The 439-nt window shown below is 64.0% G+C and carries 1 pseudogene; it reads left to right on the top strand.

Going from position 1 to position 439, the window contains the following annotated elements:
• Window positions 1-148 precede the first annotated feature (148 nt).
• Window positions 149-439: pseudogene (locus AC1Q80_RS30865) on the top strand (HlyD family type I secretion periplasmic adaptor subunit); the annotation flags it as partial.

Raw genomic sequence — 439 nt, 5'->3', positions numbered from 1 at the left:
GATCTGCAATTCCTGATCGCCGGCCGCCACGAGCTCACCGAACAGGATTTTATCCTGGCGGCAACCGAAAGCCCGGCCGACCAGCCGAGAGACACCGTCTGAACGACCACAAAACTCAATTGTCACGCGTTATCGGGAGAAGAAGACCATGAACACCACGGACAACCCCGCAACCAACGGCGCCACAGCTGCCGGCAAGCCGGCCGAGAAACCGCAGTTCGGCATCACCTCGCGCATCGCTGTGTCGGCGATCTTTGCCGCAACGCTGGTGTTCGGCATCGGCGGCTGGGCCGCCCAGGCGAAGCTGTCGGGCGCCGTCATCACCCAGGGCCAGGTCGCCGTTTCCCAGCAGGTCAAGCTGATCCAGCACCGCGACGGCGGCATCGTCTCGGCCATCCCCGTCAAGAACGGCACCCATGTCAGGAAGGGCGACGTGCTC

The sequence above is a fragment of the Ensifer sp. GW823-FHT05D09 genome, from assembly GCF_058795755.1.
The sequence above is the reverse complement of the archived record's forward strand: the minus strand, read 5'-3'. Positions and strand labels throughout refer to the sequence as shown.